The organism is Pseudonocardia sp. D17 (assembly GCF_036984265.1).
Lineage (GTDB): Bacteria > Actinomycetota > Actinomycetes > Mycobacteriales > Pseudonocardiaceae > Pseudonocardia > Pseudonocardia benzenivorans.
This window is the reverse complement of the sequence record NZ_BPRG01000217.1, coordinates 235,352-253,341: the sequence shown is the minus strand read 5'-3', so window position 1 is coordinate 253,341 and position 17,990 is coordinate 235,352. Positions and strand designations below refer to the sequence as shown.

The window sequence follows — 17,990 nt, the reverse complement described above, 5'->3', positions numbered from 1 at the left end:
GCCGCCCGTCTCCCGACGAGGTCGGTCTCCGGCCGGGCTTTCTTCGGCCCAAATTTCGCGGTAACCTCATTACCGTGAAAGAGACGCGGCAGTACCGGCAGGCCGCCCGAGCGGACGCGGCGAGCCGCAACACCGAGCGGATCCTGGGCGCGGCCCTCGAACTGTTCATCGAGCGCCCGTACGACCAGATCACGCTCGCGGCGGTGGCCCAGCGCGCCGGCGTCGGACTGCAGACGTTGATCCGCCGGGTCGGCACCAAAGACGGGCTCGCCGAGGCCGTCGGCGCATGGATCGCGCCGCAGGTGGCCGAGGACCTCGGCACCCCGCCCGGCCCCGATCCCGCCCGGGTGGCCGCCGCCTTCCGTCGCCACTACCAGCGGTGGGCCGCCGTGCTCGACCGCAACCTCACCCAGCAGGACAGCTCGCCCGCGCTGGCGGCCAACGCCGAGGGCGGCCGTCGGGCCCACCGGGAGTGGATCGAGGAGGCGTTCGCGGAGCCACTCGCGGCGCTGGCCGAGCCCGTCCGGTCGACGCTGCGCGCCCGGCTCGTCGCCGTCACCGGCGTCGAGCTCTGGCTCGTACTCACCGCACACGAGGGCCTGACCGCCGGTCAGGCCGAGGACACCATCGCCATGCTCGTCCGGGCCGCGCTCGCCGCTCCGGACGCCGACCGGAAGCAGGAGCCATGAGCACGTTCCTCGTCTACACCCCGCCCGCGGCGGGCCACGTGTTCCCGCTGGTCCCGGGCCTGCGCGCGCTCGCGGCGCGCGGCCACCGGGTGCACCTGCGGACCTCCCCCGAGCTCGCCGCCCAGCTCACCGCCGCCGGGATCATCGGGGGCAGGCTCGAGGCGAGCGCCGTCGACCCGCGGATCAGCGCCCACGTCGCGGCCTCCCACGGCCCGGGCGGCCGGCACGTCGACGAGCTGTCCGATCTGCTCGCCCGCTCCGCATGGGAAGCGCAGGACCTGCACGCCGCCGTGGCGACGGTGCGGCCCGACGCGCTGCTCGTCGACGCCAACACCTACGGCGCGGCCACGGCCGCACAGTCCACCGGGCTGCCGTGGGCCACCCTGGTGCCCTCGGTGCTGCCCTACCCGGGGGCCGGGATCCCGCCGTACGGCATGGGACTGCGCCCCCGCACCGGGCCGTGGGGGGCGCTGCGCGACGCGGTGCTGTGGAAGGTCGTCGAGAAGGCGTTCGGCAAGGCGCTGCTGCCGGGGCTCAACGACGTCCGCCGCGCCGAGGGCCTGCCCGCGCTGCGCAGTCCGCTGGAGTACCTCACCGGCGCCGACCGCGTCCTCGTTCTCACCGGCGAACCCCTGGAGTACCCCCGGACCGACCTGCCCGCGCACGTCCGCATCGTCGGCGGGCAGCCGTGGGACCCGCCCGCCGACGAGCCCGCGTGGCTCGCCGAGCCCGGTGAGCCGTGGGTGCTGGTCACCTGCTCGACGCACTACCAGGGCGACGAGGCGCTGGCCGCCACCGCGATCGAGGCACTGCGCGACGAGCCCGTGCGCGTCGTCGTCACCCTCGCCGGTGCCTACGACTCCGCGACGCCGCCGCAGGCACCCAGGGTGCGCGTCGAGCGGTTCGCCCCGCACGCGGCGGTGCTGGCCCGGGCCGCGGCCGTCGTGTGCCCGTCCGGGATGGGGATCGTCGCCAAGGCCGTCGGGGCGGGGGTACCGGTGGTCGCGGTGCCGTTCGGCCGCGACCAGCCGGAGGTCGCCCGCCGCGTCGCGCAGGCCGGAACGGGAGTCGTGCTACCGGCCCGCCGGCTCGACGCGGCCCGGTTGCGCCGTGCGGTTCGGAGCGCGATCGCGCTACGGGACCGGGCTCGTGCGGTCGCCACCACCATCCCGCCCGGCGAGGCCGCGGCCGCACGGTTCGCCGACGCGGCCGACGAGCTCCTCGGGCTGCGAGCAGGCCGATCCGCGCCGGATACCTGCCCGGCGTAGCCCTCCGGTTCGGGGCCGCCCGGCCGCCCGACGGGGGCCTGCGTCTGCCGCTCCGTCTCGACCCCCCGCCGCTCATCGGCTAATGTCCAGACATTAGCCGTGCCGCGTCCTACATTTCGGACGTCGACGTCGAGCACAGAGGGGACGCCGATGAGCAGCTGGGCACACGGTCCGGGACATGGCTGGTCGTGGTCGATGCCCCACCGGCTCGCAGGTGGGGCAGCGCGGCTGCGGCGGACCGCTCCCGGACTGGTGCTGGCGCTCGCCGTCGCGGTCGTCGCGACGGTGCTGGGGCGATGGGTGCCGGTCGTCGGAGGACCGGTGTTCGCGATCGTGCTCGGCGGGGTCGTCGCCGCCCTGTTCGCGCCCGGCGAGCGGATGTCGCCCGGTATCGCCGTGGCCGCGAAACCCGTGCTCCAGGCCTCGATCGTCGTGCTCGGGACGGGGCTGTCCCTGCAGCAGGTGATCACGGTCGGCGCGGGGTCGCTGCCGGTCATGCTCGGCACGCTCGCGGTGGCGCTCGGCGGCGGCTGGCTGATCGGGCGGATGCTCGGGGTCGGTGGTGCGACCCGGATTCTCGTCTCCGTCGGCACCGGCATCTGCGGGGCCTCGGCGATCGCGGCGACGACCGCCGTCATCGACGCGCGCAAGCACGAGATCGCCTACGCCGTCGGCACGATCTTCGTCTTCAACGTCGCCGCCGTACTGGCCTTCCCGGCGCTCGGGCACCTGTTCGGCCTCTCCGACCACGCCTTCGGCCTCTGGGCGGGCACCGCGGTCAACGACACGTCGTCGGTCGTCGCGGCAGCCGTCTCGTACGGCGGCGACGCGTCGTCGTACGCGATCGTCGTCAAGCTGACGCGGACGTTGCTGCTGGTCCCCGTCGTGATCGCGCTGGCGCTGTGGACCGCGCACCGGCAGGCGGGTGCCGACCGCGGGCTGCGCGGCATCCCCTGGCACCGGGTGCTGCCGCTGTTCCTGCTCGGCTTCCTCGCCGCCGCGACGCTCGACACCCTCGGCGTCATCCCCCCGGCGTGGCACCCGACCCTGTCGCTGCTCGGGACGTTCCTGATCACCGTCGCGCTCGCCGGTGTCGGGCTGTCGCTGCGCCCGTCGGAGATCCGCGGCGCCGGGACGCGGCCCCTGCTGCTCGGCGGAATCCTGTGGATCATGGTGGCGGCGTCGAGCCTCGGCCTGCAGGCGCTCACCGGGACGCTCTGACGCGCCGCGTCAGCGCCCCGACGTCTCCTGCTGCCGCTCGTTGCGCACCCGTGAGTGCGTGCGGCCGTAGAACGCGTAGATCGCCCCACCGACGATCATCCAGACGATGAACCGCAGCCACGTCTCCACCGACAGGTTGAGCATCAGCCACACGCAGGCGAGGACCGACAGGATCGGCACCAGCGGGACCAGCGGGGTGCGGAACGAGCGCTTCAGGTCCGGGCGCGTCCGGCGCAGGATGACGACGCCGATCGAGACCAGCACGAACGCGAACAGCGTCCCGATGTTGACCATCTGCTCGAGGTCGCCCGCCGGGAAGAACGTCGCACCGAGCGCGACCAGCGCCCCGACGATGAGCGTGGCCCGCAGCGGCGTCCCGCGCGATCCCGTGCGCGACAGCGGCCGGGGCAGCAGGTTGTCGCGGCCCATCGCGTAGATGACGCGGATCTGGCCGAGCATCAGGACCATGACGACGGTCGTGAGGCCGGCGAGTGCGCCGATCGCGATGACCGTCGCGGCCCAGTTGACGCCGAGATCGGCGAAGGCCGTCGCGAGCGTGGCCTGGGTCCCGTCGGGCTGGTCGGCGAGCTGGGTGTACTTGACCATGCCGGTCAGCACGAGCGAGACCGCCACGTACAACACGGTGACGATGGCCAGCGAACCGAGGATGCCCCGCGGCAACGACCTCTGCGGGTCCCTGGTCTCCTCGGCCGCCGTGGCGACGACGTCGAAACCGATGAACGCGAAGAACACGACGGACGCGGCGGCGAGCAGCCCGTAGATGCCGAAGTTGCTGCTCCCGGCGCCGCCGAACACCGACAGGAGCGACTGGGTCAGGCCGGTCTCCCCCTCGGTCGCCGGCGCCGCCGGCGGCACGAACGGCGAGTAGTTCGCGGCCTTGACGTACCCGATGCCGACGACGATCACCAGCAGCACGATCGCGACCTTGATCGTGGTGAAGACGAGGCTGACCCGGCTGGAGAGCTTGGTGCCGAGTGCGAGCAGCGTCGTCAGGACCGCGACCAGCAGGAGGGCGCCCCAGTCGAACGCGAGCGGCCCCATCGGCAGCTGCGTCGGGAGGTCGACGCCGATCTGGCCGAGGACCTGGTTCAGGTACTTCGACCAGCTCTTGGCGACGACGGCGCTGCCGACCGCGAGCTCCAGGATCAGGTCCCATCCGATGATCCAGGCGATGAGCTCCCCGAACGTCGCGTAGGAGAACGTGTAGGCGCTCCCGGCGACGGGCACCGTGGAGGCGAACTCCGCGTAGCAGAGGGCGGCGAGCCCGCAGGCGATCGCGGCGATCACGAACGCGACCGACACCGACGGCCCCGCGACGTTGCCCGCGGTGCTCGCGGTGATCGTGAAGATTCCGGCCCCGACCACGACGGCGACCCCGAACACGATCAGGTCCCAGGTGCCGAGGTCCTTGCGCAGCTTGCTGTCCGGGTCGTCGGTGTCCTTCATGGACTGTTCGACGCTCTTGGTCCGGAACACCCCGTGACGCTGTTTCGCGGGTCGCAGGTCCTCTGCCGTCATGAGACGGGGAGGCTACGCGCGTCGGGGTTCGTCGGCATGCGCTGGCGAGCGCCCGCCCGCCGGCTGCAGAGCCGGCCGGTCCGCTCGCGGCCGTCGCGGGCCGGGCTCCGCGCGAGTCACGCGGCGCCAACCCGCCGCGCGCGCCCGCCCTACGCTGTCCGGCCGCCGATGGTCCAGTGGCACGGCCCAGGCGCGCACGGTCGAGGTGCGCACGGTCCAGGCTCAACACGAGCCGAGCGGAGCCCCTTCGCCGTGATCGCCGCTCGCGGGACGTGAGCGCAGCTGACGGCGTCCATGTCCCGGGAACGGTGATCACCTCGGGTTGGAGCGCCGCCGACCGGGGTCCACGTCCCGCATCCAGCGATCACCCCGCGCACTCACCCACCGAGCGCTCACCAACGCCGCCGCACCCCGCGACCGGCCCACAGCCGAGCCACCGGCACAGCCGCCCGGCCCCGGTCGCCCTCGTCGCAGCCCGGCATCCGCGCAAGCCCCGGGGAGCGATCCCGTGCCCCCCCCCGACCCGACGCGGTTCTGGTACCACGGTCCCCCGCCGCACACGGTCCGGCCGCGACGCGAACCCGACCGGAGCCGCGTCGCCCGTGATCGCCGTTCGCGGGACAAGAGCGCACGTGACCGCGTCCATGCCCCGGGATCAGTGATCACCCCAACACGATCGCTCCGGACCGCCCCGGACCATCCCGGGCCGCACCGGCGCCGCCGCGGCAGGACCAGCCCCGGCGCAGCCAGGCTCGGGACGACCAGGCCCGGACGACCGGGACCCACATGACCGCGACCCACACGACCGCGACCCACACGACCGGGGCCCACGCGACCGGGGCCCACGCGACGGCAGGAGGCCGACGGAGGACCCGCGCGACGTCGCGCGGCGCCACGCGCGCGAGCCACCCCAGCGCACCGAGGCCCGCGGCGCGGAACCCCGTCATCAGGCCAGGACGTCGGCCGGGGCGGTGAAGGGCAGGTCGTGGGCGGCGGCGACGGCGGCGTTGGTCAGCGATCCGGCCCAGGTGTTGAGGCCCCCGGCGAGACCGGCGTCGGCGCGCAGCGCGGCGAGCGGACCGAGCTCGGCCAGCCGCAGCACGTAGGGCAGCGTGACGTTGGTCAGCGCACGCGTCGATGTCTCCGGCACCGCGCCGGGCATGTTGGCGACGCAGTAGTACACCGTGTCGTGCACCCGGTAGACGGGGTCGGCGTGCGTCGTGGGCCGCGAGCCCTCGAAGCACCCGCCCTGGTCGATGGCGACGTCGACGAGCACCGCGCCGGCGCGCATCCCGGCCACGACGTCGTCGCGCACCAGCTTGGGGGCCTTCGCACCCGGGACGAGCACCGCCCCGACGACGAGGTCGGCGGCCAGCAGCTCGCGCTCGAGGTCGTGGGCGGTGGAGTACACCGTGCGGACGCGGCCGTGGTACTCGGCGTCGACCGCCTTCAGCTTCTCGACGTCGACGTCCGCGACGACGACGTCGGCATGCAGGCCGACGGCCATCGCGACCGCGTTGCGACCCGCGACGCCGGCGCCGATGACCAGGACCCGGGCGGGCGGGGTGCCGGGCACGCCGCCCATCAGTACGCCGCGGCCGCCGACCGGGCGCATCAGGTGGTAGGCGCCGACCTGGGTGGCGAGCCGGCCCGCGACCTCGCTCATGGGCGCGAGCAGCGGCAGCCGTCCGTCGGCGGTGGTGACCGTCTCGTAGGCGATCGACGTCGTGCCGGCGGCGAGCAGCGCGTCGGTGCACGGGCGCGACGCCGCCAGGTGGAGGTAGGTGAACAGCGTGAGGTCGCTGCGCAGGTACCCGTACTCCGCCGCGACCGGCTCCTTGACCTTGAGCAACAGGTCGGCGCTCTCCCACACGGCCTGTGCGCCCACCAGGACCTGCGCGCCCGCGGCCTTGTAGTCCGCGTCGGGGATCGAGGATCCGGCCCCCGCGTCCTGCTCGACGACGACCTCGTGGCCGCGACCGACCAGCTCGTGCACCCCGGCGGGGGTGAGCGCGACCCTGAACTCGTTGTCCTTGATCTCGCGCGGAACGGCGATCCTCACGGTGACCTCACAGTGTTCAGCGGCTCGCTATTTCTCCATGATGAACTTGATACGTGTTCGTGCCAACATTTCCGAAGAAGATTCATGAGGAGACGATATGGCCGACGAAGATTCCAAATCAGTGTTTCCGCGGGGCCCTCAGCCGAACGATGTGCGGGCGTTGCCCGACCGGATCGACCGCGAGCTGCTGCGCCTGCTCGAGCACGACGCCCGGATGCCCAACAACGCGCTCGCCGAGGCCGTGGGCATCGCGCCGTCGACGTGCCTGGGGCGGATCCGGGCACTGCGCGAGCGCGGCGTCATCCGCGGGTACCACGCCGACGTCGACCCGGCCGCCACGGGCCATCCGCTGCAGGCGATGATCTCGGTACGGCTGCAGAGCGACGCCCGCAGCCGCCTGGCCGAGTTCGTCGAGCGCGTCGGACGGCTGCCGGAGGTCCGCGACGTCTACTTCCTCGCCGGCGACGACGACTACATGCTCCGCGTCGCGACCGCCGACTCCTCGGCCCTGCGCGACTTCGTGATGACGCTCAACACCCACCCCGACGTCGCGGCGACGCGGACAAGTCTGATCTTCGACCACATCCGCCCGCCGCAGACGTACTAGGCCGCAGACGTACTAGGGAGAGCCGGCGACGACGGTCCGCTCGAGGTCGGGCTCGAGGTAGATGAGCCGCGCGACGGGGACGGCGTCGCGGACGCGCGCCTCGGCCGCGTCGATCGACGTGGCGACCTGCTCGACGGACATGCCCGGCCGCAGCGCGAGCTTCGCCGCGACGAGCAGCTCGTCGGGGCCCAGGTACTGGGTGCGGATGTGGATGACGCGCACGACCTCGTCGGCCGCCTCGAGCCGCTCGGTGATCGTGCCCAGCACCGGTGCGGTGGCGCCCTCGCCGATGAGCAGGCTCTTCATCTCGATGATCAGGATGATGGCGATGATCCCGAGCAGGGTGCCGATGCACAGCGTGCCGATCGAGTCCCACACCGGGTCGCCGGAGAGCACCGTCAGCCCGACGCCGAACAGGGCGAGCACCAGGCCGATCAGCGCGCCGAAGTCCTCCAGCAGGACGACGGGCAGCTCCGGCACCTTGGACTGGCGGATGAAGCCCCACCAGCTGCCGGACCCCTTCAGCGGGCGCGACTCGTGGATCGCGGTGCGGAAGGAGAAGCCCTCGAGGGCGACCGCGACGAGCAGGATGATGACCGCGACGATCGGCGTGGTGAGCGGCTCGGGATGCTGCAGCTTGTGGATGCCCTCGTAGATCGCGAAGACCGAGCCGAGGGTGAACAGCAGCAGGGCGACGACGAACGAGTAGAAGTAGCGGTCGCGGCCGTAGCCGAAGGGGTGCTCGGGGGTGGCGGCGCGCTGGGCACGCTTGCCGCCGATGAGCAGCAGGCCCTGGTTGGAGGTGTCGGCCACCGAGTGCACGGCCTCCGCGAGCATCGACGACGAGCCCGTCACCAGGAAGCCGATGAACTTCGCGAGCGCGATGCCCGCGTTGGCCAGCAGCGCGGCGATGATCGCCCGGGTTCCGCCGTTCGCCGACACGTCCACTCCTCAGCCGTCCCCGCCGCCGGGGATGTCCGGCGCCGGGGAAAACCCTAGCGAAACGGACGTCTGGGCCCGTCGCGCCCCGTCAGACCCCGAGGCCGTCGCCGGCCAGGAAGAGCTGCGTCCCCGGAGCCGCGGAGTCGACGACGACACCGGCGTCGGCGTCCGGCAGGAACACCGAGGTTCCGGGGGCGAGCTTGAGCACGCCCGAGTCGCTGCGGATGATCGCCGAACCGGAGGTGCACGCCAGGATCCGCGGCCCGCCGTCGGGCACGACCACCGATGCCTGCGGCCCCTCGGCCACGAACCGGCGCAGGCAGAACTCCACGGCGGGGGTGTCATAGCGGATCCAGCCGCGGTCGGGGTGCCCGGTGCAGATCGGCGGGGGTGCGGCGGCGAAGTCGAGGACGCGCAGCAGCTCCGGGACGTCGACGTGCTTGGGCGTGAGACCGCCGCGCAGCACGTTGTCGGAGTTGGCCATCACCTCCATCCCGGCGCCGGACAGATAGGCGTGCAGGTTCCCGGCTGGCAGGTGGAGGGCCTCGCCCGGCTGCAGGACGGTCCGGTTGAGCAGGATCGACGCCAGCACCCCCGCGTCGCCGGGGTAGCGCTCGGAGAGCTCGAGGATCGTGCGGGCCTCCATGCACCACTCGCCGCCGGCCGCGGCCAGCCGGACGGCGCCCTCCTGGACGGCCGGCACCAGGTCGTCGAGTACCGACTGGGGCAGGGTGATCCACGTCGTGAACAGCGCGCGCAGCCCGTCAGGACCCGGCTGCGCGGCGAGCAGCTCGGTGTAGGCGGCCAGCGCCGGCACGTCGAGCGCCCGCAGCAGCCGCACCGACGCGTCGGCCTCGCGGAACCCGACGAGCGCGTGGAACTCGGTGAGCGCGCAGATCAGCTCGGGCTTGTGGTTGGGGTCGCGGTAGTTGCGATCCGGGGCGTCGGCCGGGAGGCCCATGGCGTTCTCCCGCTCGAACCCGGCCGCGGCCTGCTCGGCGCTGGGATGCGCCTGCAGGCTCAGCGGCTCGTCGGCGGCGAGCACCTTCAGCAGGAACGGCAGCCGCCCCGACCAGCGGTCGACCCGGTCGGGGCCGAGGGCGCGGACCGGGTCGGCGTCGATGAGCTCGATCAGCGACTCCGCGGTGACGTCGTCGCGGACCACGTGCGACGGGTCGGCCGGGTGCGCGCCGAGCCACAGCTCCGCCTGCGGGTGCGGGGACGGCGACGGGCGCCCGAGCAGCTCCGCGATCACGGTGCGGGAGCCCCAGGCGTAGGGCCGCACCGGATTCTCCAGCAACTCCACGGTCGACGTGCTCCTCGTTCGGACTGCGCGGCCCCGGTGGGGCCGACGGTCAGGCCGGCTCGATGGTACGGGTCGCCAGTCCCAGGTACACGGCGGCGATGTCCAGGCGCGACGCCAGCACCCCGGCACGCAGGACCGCGGCGTTCGGGGTGCCGCGGACGATCTCCTCCACCGGATGCAGCACGTCGGCGACGGGCCAGTCACGGCCCGTGCGCCGCAGCAGGGCCTGGCCGGGCTCGTCCTCGCCGGTCGCGAGCAGGACCAGGCGCAGCGCGAGCGCGGCGGGCGCGGGGTCGTCGAACGGGTCGTGGAAGACGTCGCGCTCGGCGGCGCCGGACTCCAGCGCGCGACGCAGCCCGGTCGCGGTCGCGGCGCGCGCGGCGTCGTCGGCGTGGGCGACGACCCCGGCGTGGGTGGCCAGGGCCGCGGCGCCGTGCGCGGCGACGGCCGACGCGACGGCGTCGACGCCCCACAGCAGCGGCGTGTGCTCGGCCAGCCGCAGCGCGAGCGCCTTGGCGGGGTTCATGAACGGCTCGTGGCCGGGCTGGTTGCGCTCCGCCTCGCCGTCGAGCGCGTCGGCGAGCGCGTCGAGCCGGACGTCGAACCCGGCTCCGAGCAGCCCGAGGGTGCCCGCGACGACGAGGCCGACGGCGTAGGCGCGCGGCAGGTCGAGGGCCGGCGGCACCGGGATCCGGGGTTCGACGAGCCGGACGCGGCCCGCGCCGGCCGCGGCCACCGGGCCGTCACCGGGCGCCGAGAGCACGACGTCGCTGCCGCGGCGGACCGCGGAACCGACGGCGTCGGCCAGCTCGGCGTCGTTCGCGTCGTCGGTGTGGACGACGACGACGTCGAGCGGACCGGTCCAGAGCGGGACCGTGTCGGCGAGCACGACGGGCACGGGACACGCGGGGCCGAGCACGGCGGCGACCAGCGGCATCGCCGTGGCCGAGACGCCGGGCCTGCGGACCAGCACCAGCCCGCGGGGGCGGTGCCCCGACAGGTCGGGGACGCCGGCCTCGTCGGTGCTCAGGGCCGCCGAGCGGACCTGGGCGCCGGCCGTCGCCGCGGCGCGCAGCACACCGCCGGTGTCGACGGCTGCGAGCGCCGCCGCATCGAGCAGCAGGGTGTCGTCGAGCACGGACTCACCCGTCGCCACGGGGACCGGTACCAGTGGTGTCGGCGGGCAGGGCCTCGTCGAGCAGCAGCACCGGGATCCCGTCGACGACGGGGAACCGCCGGCCGCACTCGGTGCAGGTCAGCACGTCCTTGCCGGCGACGGACCCGGGGCGCAGCGGCGCGTGGTCGTCGGACGGGCACGCCAGGATCTCCAGCAGCTGGGGGTCGAGCTCGATGGCCACGGTCCTCCTCTTTCCCTGCACGGGGTCGCAGCCGACGGTGCGGGCCCCACCCCTGCGATGCTGCCAGTCCGGGCGGGTCCGCGCCGGGTCCGTCCGGGTACCGGACCGACCGCCTGCGGATCGATGTCTGTGACGCGGGGGCCCCCGCGTGGGTCGCGACGGGTCGCGCGCCCCTCAGGCGCGCACGATGGCCAGCACCTCGTCGCGCAGGACGGCGACGGCGTCGGCGTCGGCGGCCTCGACGTTGAGCCGCAGCAGCGGTTCGGTGTTGGACGCACGCAGGTTGAACCACGCGCCGTCGGCCAGCGTGACGGTCAGGCCGTCGAGCTCGTCGAAGGCGGTCCCGGGACGCGCGCCGAAGACCTCGCGGACGGCGGCGACCCGGTCGGCCTGGTCGCCGACCGTCGAGTTGATCTCACCCGACGCCGCGTAGCGCTCGTAGCCGGCCATCAGCGCCGAGAGCGGACCGTCCTGCCCGGCGAGCGCGGCCAGCACGTGCAGCGCCGCGAGCATCCCCGAGTCGGCCCGCCAGAAGTCGCGGAAGTAGTAGTGCGCCGAGTGCTCGCCGCCGAACACCGCGCCGGTCTCGGCCATCGTCTGCTTGATGAACGAGTGCCCGACGCGCGTCCGGACCGGGGTGCCACCGAGCTCGGTGACGATCTCGGGCACGGCCTTCGAGGTGATGAGGTTGTGGATGACCGTGTCGCCGGGCGAGCGCGCCAGCTCGCGCGCGGCCACCAGCGCGGTGATGGCACTCGGGCTCACCGGTTCGCCCCGCTCGTCGACGGCGAAGCAGCGGTCGGCGTCGCCGTCGAACGCCAGCCCGATGTCGGCGCCCTCGGCGACGACCGCCTTCTGCAGGTCGACGAGGTTGGCCGGGTCGAGCGGGTTGGCCTCGTGGTGGGGGAAGTTCCCGTCGAGCTCGAAGTACAGCGGCACGACGTCGAACGGCAGCGGCGCGAACACCGCCGGCACGGTGTGTCCGGCCATCCCGTTGCCCGCGTCCACGACGACCCGCAGCGGGCGTGCGCCCGACAGGTCGACGAGCGAGCGCAGGTGGTCGGCGTAGGCCCCCAGCAGGTCCCGCTGCTCGACGGTGCCGCCGCCCGGACCCGCCGGGACGCCCGCCTCGACGGCCTCGCGGAGCGCGGCGAGGCCGGTGTCCTGGCCGATCGGCGTGGCGCCGCCACGGCAGAGCTTGATGCCGTTGTAGCGCGCGGGGTTGTGGCTCGCGGTGAACATGGCGCCGGGCACGTCGAGCGTGCCCGCGGCGAAGTAGAGCATGTCGGTGCTGGCCAGCCCGATGTCGACGACGTCGAGCCCCTGGCCGGTGACACCCTCGGCGAACGCGGCGGCGAAGCCGGGCGAGGAGTCCCGCATGTCCCTGCCGACGACCACCCCGCACGCCCCCTCCGCGCCGACCAGCCGGGCCAACGCCCCGCCGACGGCGCGCACCGTGGCGGCATCGAGCTGCTCGCCGACGACGCCGCGGATGTCGTAGGCCTTCACGATCGAGGACAGGTCGGGCACGCCGCCGACCCTATCGGGGGCGCACGACGCTGCGAGCCGGGTCACCCCCGGCCGGGCCGTCCGGCCGTGCGGGGGCGGCGGCGGTCAGCCGTCGGCGCCGGGGAGAACGCGCAGGTGGCCACGGCGGCCGGTGCCCTGGGTGGGCACCGAGGGCGGCGGGTCGAGGGGACGGTCGGCCCGGCCGGCCTCGCGGACGGCCTCGGCGAGCGCGGTCAGGTCGTCGGCCGACGGCTGGGGCGGGGCGAACTCGCCCTCGAACCGGACGACCTCCCAGCCGCGCGGCGCCGTGAGCCGATGCGCGTGGGCGGTGCACAGGTCGTAGGAGTGCGGCTCGGCCTGCGTGGCGAGCGGCCCGACGACGGCCGTGGAGTCGGCGTACACGTACGTGAGTGTGGCCACCGCGAGCTCGGTGCACCCTGTCCGCGAACACCTCCGCACACTCAGCACGTCGTCGACGATAGCGCCTGCGCCGTGCGGGACGTGGCTGCGACGCGCGGCGCGACCGGGTGCGGGCGTCGGTCGTACTATTCGCCGGGTGACCACCGCGCGTCGAACGCTGCGCCGATCGCCCCGACGGCGCGACCGCCGGGGCCGTGGCCTGCGTGGCCTGCTCTACCCGGTGTCGCTGCCCGCGTCGCGCACGCGGGCGGAGAAGTTCGACCTGCTCGTGCTGGAGGCGCTCGAGCCGATCGAGCTGCGCTGGGGGCCCGAGCTCGCCGAGCTCGACCTCGCGGTCGACGAGGTGCCCGAGGTCGACGAGACCTCGCCCGACGACGTCGTGTGGGGCGCGGGTGTGCTCGCCGACGTGGGCGTCCCGCTCGCGCAGCTGGTGCCCGCGGGCGTCGACCACGCGGGACTCCCGTCGCGGGCCCGCATCGTGATCTACCGGCGCCCGCTCGAGGCGCGGGCGCGTGGCGGCGCCGACCTGGCCGACCTGTTGCACGAGGTGCTCGTCGAGCAGGTCGCGGAGTACCTCAACATCGAGCCCGACGCGGTCGACGGCGGCGCCGAGTAGGGCGCGCGCCGGTTCTCGTCACGGCGACGGGAACCGGGCCCGACCTGCCCCGTCGGCCCACGCGTCGACGACACGCCGCGCACGCGCACCCATCAGCACTGTCCGCGGCCCCGCCGACGAGAGCCACGCCGACGAGAGCACGCCGACGGCAGCCGCGGCGTCGCGCGAACCGGCCGACGCCTGCACCCGCACCGGCCCGTACCGACCCCACGAGACGTCGTCGACCCGGTGGGCGGTGGCCCACGGGGAACGACCCGCTCGTCGCGCCGCGCGGACCCCCCGGCCCGTGCCGCGCTCGTCCCGTGGGCTCAGCCGGCGGCGCGACGCAACCGGCGCCGCTCCCGCTCGGACAGCCCGCCCCAGATGCCGAAGCGCTCGTCCTGGGCCAGCGCGTACTCCAGGCACTCGGCCCGGACCTCGCACCCGCCGCAGATCCGCTTCGCCTCCCGGGTCGAGCCGCCCTTCTCCGGGAAGAAGGCCTCCGGATCGGTCTGGGCGCACAGCGCCCGTTCCTGCCAGTCCGGCTCCGCCCCCGCCTCGCCGAGCACGTCGACGTGCACGAGGTCACCCTCGGGTTCCGGCGCCGCCACGCTCGCGACGAAGCCGTCCCCCACCAACCGAAGTGTGTCACTGATCACGTTCACTCGCCCACCTCTCCCCGCGCCCCGGCGAATGACACCGACGTAAGTACATCGCTGCGGTTCGCCGCTTGGCAAGTTGGGGCGGCCGTACGGGTGACGCGTTCCACCCCATCGGTCGCCCGTTCGGCAGACTGGTCAAGTGACGGGTGTGTCGAGCCGAGTGAGTCCGTGGTTCCTGCTGCTGGTCGTCGTGACGGTCGTCGGCGGCGTGGTCGCGGCCTCGGCGGCGCCGTTCCTCGTGCAACCGCACTCGTCGACGGCCCTGACCGTCGGCGTCGTGCTGCTCGTCCTGGGGGGCTGGACGGTCTCACTGTGCCTGCACGAGTTCGGTCACGCTTTCGTCGCATTTCGGGCAGGCGACTTCACTGTGCGTGACAAGGGTTACCTCACGCTCGACATCCGCCGCTACACCGACGTCGGGCTGTCGTTCGTGCTGCCGATCCTGTTCCTGCTCATCGGCGGCATCCCGCTGCCGGGCGGCGCGGTGTGGATCAACCACGGGCTCGTCCGGTCGCGGGCGGCGCGCAGCCTGGTCTCGCTCGCCGGCCCCGCGACGAACCTGATCCTCGGCGCGGTGCTGACCATCGCCGTCGCCACGATCTCCATGCCCTACGGGCTGGTCATCGGGCTCTCGGCGCTGGCGCTGATCCAGGTGCTGGCGTTCGTGCTCAACATCCTGCCCATCCCCGGGCTCGACGGCTTCGGCGTCATCGAGCCCTACCTGTCCGACGGCGCGCGCCGGACGGCCGCCAAGGTCCGCCCGTGGGCCCCGCTCGTGATCTTCGTCCTGCTGATCTCCCTGCCGGTGGCCCAGCAGGTGTTCTTCGGCATCTCCTCGTGGGTGTTCGGGGCGGTCGGCGGCAACCCGACCGCGGCGAGCCTCGGCTACACCGAGCTGCTGTTCTGGCGCTGAACCGGACGCGCGGCCGTGATCATCTCCGGAACCGTGTCGGAGTCGGCAGGCAGCCCGTCGACGGGCCACCAGCGCAGGTCGAGCGACTCGTCGGAGATCCGCGGCTGCGCGCCCGCCGGTGCCCGGACGAGGTAGCGGACGTCGAGGTGGCGCGTCGGCACCCCGAGCGAGCACGTCACCGGATGGACGTCGATGTGCAACGGACGCGCGGAGATCGTGAGGCCCTCGATGCCGGACTCCTCGGTGGCCTCGCGCAGCGCCGCCGCCCGCAGCGACGCGTCGCCGGGCTCGCAGTGCCCGCCGAGCTGCACCCAACGGTGGACCCGGCGGTGCAGCGTCAGCAGGGTGTGCTCTCCCGCCGCGTCGAGCACCAGCGCCGAGGCCGTGAGATGGCCGGGGACGCAGGAGCGGTCGCACGCGTCGTCGGGCCGGGCGTCGAGGAACGCGAGCAGCGCCTGCCGCAACGCCTCCTGCCCGGCGGTGCCCGGCACCCAGTCCCGCAGCTCGGCGGCCGCGACGGCAGCGGCTACCACTCGACGAGTCCGGCGGCCGGATCACGCGGCGGGCGCGGGACGAGCGCCACGTCGGGCGTCCCGACGGCGACGGCACCGAGCGGCTGCCAGTCGTCGGGCAGACCCAGCACGTCGCGCACGACGTCGCCGGCGAAGATCGTCGACCCCACCCAGCACGACGCCAGCCCCTCCGCCGCGAGCGCGACCAGCAAGGACTGCACGGCCGCGCCCCCGGCGACGGTGAACATGTCGCGCTCGGCGGCGGTGCGGACGGGGTCCGGGTAGGGCTGCGCCCCGTCGCCGGTCCGGAACGCCAGCACCAGCTCCGGGGCCCGACGCAGCAGGTCGCCGCGGGCGAGGCGGCGTTCCACCTCGTCGGCGGGCCTGCCGTCGGCCTCGAGATCGGCGCGCCAGCGGTCGCGCATCGCGTCGAGCAGGGCGGTGCGCCGGTCCGGATCACGTACCCAGCCGAAGCGGAACGGCGCCGAGTGGTGCGGGGCGGGGGCGGTGAGCGCGACGCCGACCGCGCGACGCAGCGCCGCCGCGTCGACGGGGTCCGGTCCGAAGCTGCGCGAGCTGCGCCGCAGCAGCACGGCCTCCCGGCGGCCCTGCGCCAGCGCCTCCTCGGTGCCCAGCCAGAACAGGTCCTCGTCGAGCGCGCGGACGAGGTCGCGGGCGCCGGAGCCGTCGTCGACGACGCGCAGCCCGCGCACCACCGCGACCGGCAGCCCGCCGAGCTTGCCCTTGGCGAGGTCGGCCGCGGCGGCGATCTCGTCGGCCACGGCGACCTCGGTGACGACCAGCTCGTTGCCCTCGGCGTCGACCGCGCCCTCGTAGCCGTGCAGCACCCGCAGGCCCGCGGAGCCGATCGCGACGTCGGTCTGGCCGACCCGCCACGTGCGGCCCATCGTGTCGGTGACGACGACCGCGACCTCGACGCCCAGTGCCGCAGCCAGACCCGCGCGGATCCGGCGGGCGCTGGCGTCGGGGTCGACGGGCAGCAGCGCCAGCTCGTCGCGCCGGACGTTGGACGCGTCGATCCCGGCCGCGGCCTGCACGAGGCCGAGCTTGCTCGCGACGATCAGCGTCCGGCCCCGGCGCGCGACGACCCGCTCGGTCTCCTCGTCGACCAGGCTGCGGCGCAGCGCGTCGCGCTCCTCGGGGTCCGCGGGCGCGGTGACGAGCCTGCCCTCGGCCTTGGAGACGATCTTGCTCGTGACGACGACGACGTCGCCCTCGGCCAGCCACGGTGCGGCGGCGGCGATCGCGGCGGCCACGTCGTCGCCCGGCCGGAACTCGGGCAGCCCGCGGACGGGCAGGACGGTGACCGCGTCGGGGGACGCGTGATCGCCCGGGAGCGCTTCCGGACGCTCAGACACCGTCGATCCCGGCGAGCTCGAACGCCGCGCGGGCCATCGCGGCGGTGGCCTCGACGTCCGTCATCAGCAGCGGGACCTCGCGGACCTCGGCGCCGGGCACCTCGCACCCGTCGCCGGTGTGCACGAGCCAGCCGTCGAGCAGGCCGCCCTCCGCCCGGCCGCCGTAGTGCCGGCCGACCGCCTCCGCGCTGGTCCCGACCCCGATCGCGGTGAGGCACGCGTCGGCCATCCCGCGCAGCGGGGCGCCGCCGACGATCGGCGAGAGCCCGACGATCCGCGCCGGCGTCGCGACCAGCGACTGGGCCATCCCGGGCACCCCGATCAGCGTCCCGATGCTCACGACGGGGTTCGACGGGGCGACGAGCACGACGTCCGCGGTCTCGAGCGCGTCGCGCACCTCGGGCAGCACCCGGGCCTCCTCGGCGCCGACGGAGGCGAAGCGGTGCGCGGCCGGCTTGGCCTGGTGCCGGACCCACCACTCCTGGAAGTGCACCGCCACCTGCGGGGGCGCGCCGTCGATCGCCGCGTCGGGGTTGTCGATGACCACGTGGGTCTCGACCCGGTCGTCGGTGACGGGCAGCAGCCGCACCCCGGGCTGCCAGCGGTGGCACAACGCCTCGGTGACCTGCGACAACGGGTAGCCGGCACGCAGCATCCGGGTGCGGACCAGGTGCGTCGCGATGTCGCGGTCGCCCAGGGAGAACCAGTCGGGGTCGGCGCCGTAGGCGGCCAGCTCCGCACCCACGGTCCACGACTCGTCCTTGCGGCCCCAGCCGCGCTCGGTGTCGATGCCGCCGGCGAGGGTGTACATGCAGGTGTCGAGGTCGGGGCAGATGCGCAGGCCGTGCAGCCAGATGTCGTCGCCCACGTTGACGACGGCCGTGACCTCGTGCGGCGCGTCGGCCGGACCGGGACCGACCGCGGGCAGCCCGAGCGCGGCCTTGACCCCGAGCAGGAAGCGGGCGCCGCCGACGCCACCGACGAGCACGACGACCTTCACGAGGCACC

General features: G+C 74.3%; 19 protein-coding genes. 6 read left to right on the top strand and 13 right to left on the bottom strand.

Translation table 11 applies throughout. The annotated features are described in order from the left end of the window. The first annotated feature begins 74 nt into the window (after positions 1-74). From PSD17_RS30675 to PSD17_RS30665, 3 genes are all read left to right on the top strand, one after another. On the top strand, positions 75-689 hold the full coding sequence (locus PSD17_RS30675) for a TetR/AcrR family transcriptional regulator (protein WP_103380038.1): 615 nt from the start codon (positions 75-77) through the stop codon (positions 687-689). Then, positions 686-1,957, top strand: a complete 1,272-nt coding sequence (locus PSD17_RS30670; protein WP_339125904.1) for a glycosyltransferase — start codon at positions 686-688, stop codon at positions 1,955-1,957. Before PSD17_RS30675 ends, PSD17_RS30670 begins: the two co-directional genes overlap by 4 nt. A 150-nt stretch (positions 1,958-2,107) precedes the next feature. After that, complete coding sequence (locus PSD17_RS30665) at positions 2,108-3,178, top strand: YeiH family protein (RefSeq protein ID WP_339125902.1); 1,071 nt, start codon at positions 2,108-2,110, stop codon at positions 3,176-3,178. 9 nt (positions 3,179-3,187) lie between these two features. On the opposite strand, the gene PSD17_RS30660 is transcribed toward PSD17_RS30665, so the two are convergent. The 3 genes from PSD17_RS30660 to ald all read right to left on the bottom strand — a co-directional run bounded on the left by PSD17_RS30660 (position 3,188) and on the right by ald (position 6,779). Continuing rightward, entirely contained in the window at positions 3,188-4,717 is a 1,530-nt protein-coding gene (locus PSD17_RS30660) for an amino acid permease (protein WP_339125901.1), read from the bottom strand. 662 nt (positions 4,718-5,379) lie between these two features. Continuing rightward, positions 5,380-5,664, bottom strand: a complete 285-nt coding sequence (locus PSD17_RS30655) for a hypothetical protein (protein WP_339125899.1) — start codon at positions 5,662-5,664, stop codon at positions 5,380-5,382. Further along, positions 5,664-6,779, bottom strand: coding sequence for an alanine dehydrogenase (ald, locus tag PSD17_RS30650; RefSeq protein WP_339125897.1), 1,116 nt, complete (start codon positions 6,777-6,779; stop codon positions 5,664-5,666). The genes PSD17_RS30655 and ald overlap by 1 nt, the downstream gene beginning before the upstream one ends. Positions 6,780-6,930: 151 nt before the next feature. On the opposite strand from ald, the gene PSD17_RS30645 reads away from it, so the two are divergent. Next, complete coding sequence (locus PSD17_RS30645; protein WP_233899158.1) at positions 6,931-7,386, top strand: Lrp/AsnC family transcriptional regulator; 456 nt, start codon at positions 6,931-6,933, stop codon at positions 7,384-7,386. Positions 7,387-7,398: 12 nt separating this feature from the next. On the opposite strand, the gene PSD17_RS30640 is transcribed toward PSD17_RS30645, so the two are convergent. From PSD17_RS30640 to PSD17_RS30615, 6 genes are all read right to left on the bottom strand, one after another. Beyond that, entirely contained in the window at positions 7,399-8,328 is a 930-nt protein-coding gene (locus tag PSD17_RS30640) for a cation diffusion facilitator family transporter (RefSeq protein ID WP_013677240.1), read from the bottom strand. 88 nt (positions 8,329-8,416) lie between these two features. Continuing rightward, positions 8,417-9,634 carry a mannose-6-phosphate isomerase, class I gene (manA, locus tag PSD17_RS30635; protein WP_339125893.1) on the bottom strand — a complete coding sequence of 406 codons (1,218 nt, stop codon included), beginning with the start codon at positions 9,632-9,634 and terminating at the stop codon, positions 8,417-8,419. A 49-nt stretch (positions 9,635-9,683) separates the two neighbouring features. After that, positions 9,684-10,772 carry an SIS domain-containing protein gene (locus tag PSD17_RS30630; protein ID WP_041762432.1) on the bottom strand — a complete coding sequence of 363 codons (1,089 nt, stop codon included), beginning with the start codon at positions 10,770-10,772 and terminating at the stop codon, positions 9,684-9,686. A 4-nt stretch (positions 10,773-10,776) separates the two neighbouring features. Continuing rightward, the gene (locus tag PSD17_RS30625; RefSeq protein ID WP_103380041.1) at positions 10,777-10,992 is read right to left on the bottom strand and encodes a Trm112 family protein; all 216 of its coding nucleotides are present in this window, start codon (positions 10,990-10,992) and stop codon (positions 10,777-10,779) included. Positions 10,993-11,166: 174 nt separating this feature from the next. Next, complete coding sequence (locus tag PSD17_RS30620) at positions 11,167-12,522, bottom strand: phosphomannomutase/phosphoglucomutase (RefSeq protein ID WP_103380042.1); 1,356 nt, start codon at positions 12,520-12,522, stop codon at positions 11,167-11,169. 84 nt (positions 12,523-12,606) lie between these two features. Further along, positions 12,607-12,960, bottom strand: coding sequence for a DUF3499 domain-containing protein (locus PSD17_RS30615; protein ID WP_445261044.1), 354 nt, complete (start codon positions 12,958-12,960; stop codon positions 12,607-12,609). 97 nt (positions 12,961-13,057) lie between these two features. Here PSD17_RS30615 and PSD17_RS30610 point away from each other — a divergent pair, with 97 nt between their 5' ends. Continuing rightward, positions 13,058-13,537 carry a metallopeptidase family protein gene (locus tag PSD17_RS30610; protein WP_013677246.1) on the top strand — a complete coding sequence of 160 codons (480 nt, stop codon included), beginning with the start codon at positions 13,058-13,060 and terminating at the stop codon, positions 13,535-13,537. Between the two features lie 308 nt (positions 13,538-13,845). Here the strand turns inward: PSD17_RS30610 and PSD17_RS30605 are convergent, their stop codons facing one another. Continuing rightward, positions 13,846-14,097, bottom strand: coding sequence for a WhiB family transcriptional regulator (locus PSD17_RS30605; protein ID WP_041762434.1), 252 nt, complete (start codon positions 14,095-14,097; stop codon positions 13,846-13,848). Between the two features lie 241 nt (positions 14,098-14,338). Here PSD17_RS30605 and PSD17_RS30600 point away from each other — a divergent pair, with 241 nt between their 5' ends. Beyond that, on the top strand, positions 14,339-15,091 hold the full coding sequence (locus PSD17_RS30600; RefSeq protein WP_103380043.1) for a site-2 protease family protein: 753 nt from the start codon (positions 14,339-14,341) through the stop codon (positions 15,089-15,091). Here the strand turns inward: PSD17_RS30600 and PSD17_RS30595 are convergent. From PSD17_RS30595 to cofD, 3 genes are read right to left on the bottom strand one after another with little or no spacing between them, the layout of a single operon-like run. Next, positions 15,064-15,624, bottom strand: coding sequence for an NUDIX hydrolase (locus tag PSD17_RS30595; protein WP_339125891.1), 561 nt, complete (start codon positions 15,622-15,624; stop codon positions 15,064-15,066). The two genes, PSD17_RS30600 and PSD17_RS30595, sit on opposite strands and share 28 nt — an antisense overlap. Next, a complete protein-coding gene (locus PSD17_RS30590; RefSeq protein WP_013677250.1) occupies positions 15,618-16,982 on the bottom strand; it encodes a coenzyme F420-0:L-glutamate ligase in 1,365 nt (454 codons plus the stop codon). Before PSD17_RS30590 ends, PSD17_RS30595 begins: the two co-directional genes overlap by 7 nt. Beyond that, on the bottom strand, positions 16,975-17,982 hold the full coding sequence (gene cofD, locus PSD17_RS30585; RefSeq protein ID WP_103380046.1) for a 2-phospho-L-lactate transferase: 1,008 nt from the start codon (positions 17,980-17,982) through the stop codon (positions 16,975-16,977). The genes PSD17_RS30590 and cofD overlap by 8 nt, the downstream gene beginning before the upstream one ends. Positions 17,983-17,990: the final 8 nt, after the last annotated feature.